Source organism: Streptomyces malaysiensis subsp. samsunensis (assembly GCF_024519315.1).
In the GTDB taxonomy this organism is placed as follows: domain Bacteria; phylum Actinomycetota; class Actinomycetes; order Streptomycetales; family Streptomycetaceae; genus Streptomyces; species Streptomyces malaysiensis.
Window position 1 is genome coordinate 1 of the sequence record NZ_JANIIC010000151.1, and the last position, 5,352, is coordinate 5,352.

The 5,352-nt window shown below is 70.1% G+C and carries 1 protein-coding gene; it reads left to right on the forward strand.

Going from position 1 to position 5,352, the window contains the following annotated elements:
* A partial coding sequence (locus tag NQU54_RS47915) for an SDR family NAD(P)-dependent oxidoreductase (RefSeq protein WP_257636546.1) occupies positions 1 to 5,352 on the forward strand: 5,352 nt, incomplete at both ends.

Sequence of the window (5,352 nt, forward strand, 5' to 3'; positions counted from 1 at the left end):
TTCCGGCCGGGTCCGTGGCCGGGTCCGGCGGCCCGGTGCCCCTGGTCCTGTCCGCGCGCACCGAGACAGCCCTGCGCGAGCAGGCTCGTCGACTCGGGCGGCAGGTGGCACCCGACCTGGCCGCGGACGCCATAGGGCTCGTGGACGTGGGGCACGCCCTGGCCACGACTCGTTCGGCGTTCGAGCACCGTGCGGTGATCGTAGCCGATCAGTCGGAAGAGTTCCTGGACGCCCTGAAGGCGTGTGCGGCCGGAGAGTCTGCTTCCGCTCTCGTCACCGGTTGCGCCGCCGACGACGGCAAGGTGGCGTTCCTGTTCCCGGGGCAGGGGAGCCAGCGGGTCGGGATGGGACGGGAGCTGTACGAGCGGTTCCCGGCGTATGCGGCGGCGTTTGACGAGGTCTGCGAGCGGTTGGACTCGGCGCTGGGGCGGTCGCTGCGCGAGCTGGTCTTCGACGGCGAGGCAGGCGAACTGGACCGGACCGCCTTCGCCCAACCCGCACTGTTCGCGGTGGGAGTGGCGCTGTTCCGGCTGATGGAGTCCGCCGGAGTGCGGCCGGACTGCCTGATCGGCCACTCGGTGGGCGAGGTGGCCGCGGCGCACGCGGCAGGCGTGCTGTCGTTGGCGGATGCCTGCTCACTGGTCGCGGCGCGCGGCCTGCTGATGGACTCCGCCGCTCCTGGCGGTGTGATGGTGTCCGTGGACGCTCCGGAGGCCGAAGTGCGCCAGGCGCTTGCCCACAGCGATGGACATGTCGCCGTGGCTGGGGTGAACGGCCCTTCGGCCACAGTGATCTCCGGTGATGCGGGTACCGTCCGCGAAGTGGCCGAAGCCCTCCGGGCCCACGGTCGGCGAACCCGCGAGCTTCAGGTCAGTCATGCCTTCCACTCGCCGCACATGGACTCTGTTCTCGACCGGTTTCGCCCGGTCGCACAGCGGATCACTCTCGCCGAGCCAGGCATCCCCATCGCTTCGACGCTCACCGGGCAGGTCGATGCCGCGCAGTGGATCGATCCGGAGTACTGGGTACGGCAGATCCGCGAGCCTGTCCGCTTTATGGACGCGGTCCGCGCCCTGGAAGAGGGTGGCGTCACCGCCTATGTGGAGTTGGGCCCCGACGCGGTCCTTACCAGGGCAGTCCCGTCGTGCCTGAGGGACCAGGAGGCTCGGCCACCGGCGGCGCCCGCCTTGCGACGGGGAGTTCCGGAAGTACGCGCTCTGCTCACCGCGCTGTCCGTCGCGTACGTGGGTGGGGCCCATCCGGACTGGAGCGCGGTCTTCTCCGGAGTCGAGCCCTGCCCGGTGGATCTGCCCACCTACGCTTTCGATCACCAGCGCTACTGGGTCGAGGGGACCGGCGCGGCGCCGATGGCTGGGGCCGGCCTCGAAACACTGGGCCACGCCGTGCTGTCCGCAGCCGTGGAGCTGGCCGGTGAGGACCGGATCGTGCTCACCGGAAGGTTCTCCAGGACCGTCCAGGGCTGGCTGGCCGACCACACCATTGTCGGCGCGGTCGTCGTGCCCGGCACCGCGTTCGTGGATCTCGCCCTCCGTGCCGCCGACCGGGTCGGCTGCGATCAGGTTGAGGAACTCGTCCTGGAAGCCCCCTTGGTCATGCCGGAGCGAGGCGACGTCGACCTGCAGATCGTCATCGGCGATCCCGACCCAGCTGGTCGGCGCATCCTGCGCATCCACTCACGTCTGAGCGACAAGAGCGGGCACGGAGCGGCATCGCCCGGCATCTGGACCTGTCACGCCACGGGTGTGCTCTGCCGGGACGCCACTGAAGGAGTGGTCGCCGGACCACCGCTCACCGAGTGGCCGCCTGCGGGTGCCGTCCCGCTCCCCTTTGACGACGCCTACCAGCGGCTGTCCGCACACGGCCTCGGGTACGGTCCCGCCCTTCGCGGCATGGTCAGGGCCTGGCGCCAGGGGGACGATTTGTTCGCGGACGTCGAATTGCCCGTCGGCACCCCGCCGGACGGCTACCGGGTGCACCCCGCCTTGCTGGACGCGGGCCTGCATCCCTTCGCCCTGCTCGCGGTCGAGGGCGCGGACGCGGACACTGCGCCCGTCCGTCTGCCATTCGCCTGGAGGGGCGTGCGCCTGCACGCCTCCGAAGCCACCGCGCTGCGCGTCCATCTGGGGAGCCGCGGCCCCGACGACATCGCGCTACGGGTGGCCGACCCTACCGGCGCCCTGGTGGCTGAGGCTGAGTCACTGGTGTTCCGGGGGATCTCCCCAAGCCAGTTGCGGTCCGGGGCGGCGTATGGCGGCGACGCGTTGTTCACCACCGCCCTCGCTCCAGTGCCGTCAGGGTCGTCCGGTTCCTGGGCGGTTCTGGGCGAACACGATCTTGGTTCGGCGCCCGCAGGACACTTTGCCACGGTGGGGGCAGTCGCGGAGTCGGAGGACCTGCCGGACGCGGTGCTGGCGGTCGTCGCTCCGGGTGACGGAGACCTTGCGGAGCTTACACATGACGCGGTGCACGCAACCCTGAGGTTGCTGCGGGAGTGGCTTGCCGATGAGCGGCTCGATCGATGCCGACTCGCTTTCGTCACCGAGGGCGCCCTGGGGACGGAGTCAGGTCAGGAGCCCGCGGGTGTCGTAGGCGCCGCGGTCTGGGGCCTGGTCCGCTCGGCCCAGGCCGAACATCCCGGCCGATTCTCACTGCTGGACCTGGACCAGCACCCCTCCTCGCGGGCTGCGATCGGCTCCGCGCTCACTGTGGACGAGCCACAACTGGCTGTGCGGCAGGGAGAGGTGCTCGGTCTTCGACTGATCCGGGCGGCTACCAGCGGCCTCCTCGAACCGCCGAAGGGAACCGCGGCGTGGCGCATGGACGCCGTCCCCAGAGGCTCGCTGGCCAACCTGGCTCTCCTTCCGCACGATGCGGCCATCGCTCCACTGGAGGTCGGACAGGTCCGGGTAGCCATGCGTGCGGCGTCGTTCAACCCGCAGGACGTGGTCACCGTACTCGGGCTGGAGGAGACGGACACGGACGTGCCGCTTGGCGGCGAGGGCGCCGGCGTGGTGATCGAGGTCGGGCCGGAGGTCACCGGTGTGGCCCCTGGCGACCGCGTGCTCGGCTTGTTCCCTGGCGCGATCGGGTCTTCGGCGATCACCGACCACCGGCTGCTCATTCCCCTGCCGGGAAGCTGGTCCTTCGCGCAGGGCGCTGCGGCGCCACTGGCCTTCCTTGCCGCCCATCGGGCGCTGCGGGACATCGAGGGACTGCGGGCGGGGCGGTCGCTGCTGGTGTGTGAGGCCGAGAGTGGCGTCGGCCGCGCCGCTACGCAGCTAGCTCGGTACCACGGTGTCGAGGTGTACGGCACCACAACCGGTGGTGTATCGCGCATCCCCGGTTTGCCCGCTGACCGCCTGGTCGACGCCCGGACGTCGGGCTGGGCGCGACGCCTGTCCGAGCTCACCCGCGCTCGGCGCTTCGACGCGATTCTGGATCCACTGGGACAGCAGGTCTGCGAGATTGCCGGATTGGTGGAGGGCTCCGTCATCAGCGGCCCCTTCCCCCCACCGCCGGTCAACGATCCCCTCAGCACACACGATGTCTTCAGTGAACTGGCCCCGCTGTTCGAGCGGGGGGACCTCGCTCCGCTGCCTGCCGCCGTACGGGAGGTGACTCAGGTCCGCGAAACGCTGAGCCTCCTCAACGAGACCCAGGAAGCGCACAAGGTCGTCCTGTCGATTCCGGTCGCGCCGGCCCCGGAGGGGACGGTCCTGATCACCGGAGGCACCGGAAGCCTAGGTGCCCTGATGGCGCGCCACCTGGTCGAGAACCACGGGGTCAGGCACCTGCTGTTGGTTGGGCGCCAGGGGCCGGGCGCTCAAGGTGCCGATGCCCTTGTCGCCGACCTCACCGCGTCGGGAGCCCATGTCACCCTCGCCGCCTGTGACATCTCCGATCGCGACGCGCTGAGCCGACTCCTCGCCGCTGTGCCGACGGAGCACCCGCTCACCGCCGTGATACATCTGGCCGGTGTACTGGACGACGCCATGCTCTCCTCACTGTCCCCTGAGCGGCTGACGGCGGTGCTGCGACCGAAGGTGGACGGTGCGTGGCACCTGCACGAGCTGACCCGCGACGCGGCGCTCTCTGCCTTCGTCCTGTTCTCGTCCTTCGCTGGGACCATCGGGACCGCTGGCCAGGCCAACTACGCGGCGGCCAACAGCTTCCTGGACGGCCTCGCACGCCTGCGTCGCGCACAAGGACTGTCGGCCACCTCGCTGGCCTGGGGCCCCTGGGCCGACGCCGGCATGGCGGAAGAGCTCGGTGAACGGGACCGGGCTCGGCTGACGCGTGGAGGTGCATTGCCGCTCGCCGCCGACGAGGGGCTGGCGCTCTTCGACGTGGCTACTGCGCTGCCGGGCGCGGTGTACGTGCCGACTCGGCTGGATCTGAAGGCGCTCGCCGACCGGGCCGATCTTCCGCCTATGCTCCGCGGCTTGACGCGCCGTCCTGTACGCCGAGCCGTCGCGGCCGTGCCCGCAGAGGGCTCATCCTTGGCGCGAAAACTGGCGTCGCTGTCCGAGGCGGACCAGGACCGGGCCCTGGTCGCCCTGGTACGGCAACAGATCGCTGCGGTACTGGGACATGGCGACCAGGCCAACGTCGAGTCCACCCGTTCCTTCAAGGAACTGGGCTTCGACTCCCTGACCTCAGTTGAGTTGCGCAACAGCCTCGATGTCGCCACAGGGCTACGACTGCCCGTCACCTTGGTGTTCGACTACCCGAGCCCCGAGGCGGTGGCGCGATTACTGCGCGAACGCCTGGTCGGCACGTCCTCCACCGGCCGGGAACTTCCCACCGTCCCCGTCACCAGCGACTCGGACGAGGACGCGATCGCCATCGTCGCGACGAGCTGCCGCTATCCCGGAGGAGCGGAGAACCCCGAGGAGCTGTGGCGGCTCGTCATGGAAGGCCGAGACGCCACCTCGGGTTTCCCGGCGGACCGCGGCTGGCGACTGGAGGAGTTGTACGACCCTGACTCCGACGTCCTCGGCACCGCCTACACCCGGCGCGGTGGCTTCATCGACCACGCCGACGCATTCGACCCTGAGTTCTTCGGCATCTCCCCTCGTGAGGCACTGGCCATGGAGCCGCAGCAGCGCTTGCTGCTGGAGACCGCCTGGGAGGTGGTCGAACGCGCCGGACTGCCACCGGCCTCGCTCCGTGGAACGAATACAGGCGTGATCCTCGGAGTGGTGCCCGCCGACTACCTCACCCACCCGCCGGGCACCCCACATGACCTGGAAGGTTTTCTCCTCACAGGCAACACCACGAGTGTGGCGGCGGGTCGGGTTGCCTACACCTACGGCTTCGAAGGGCCCACGT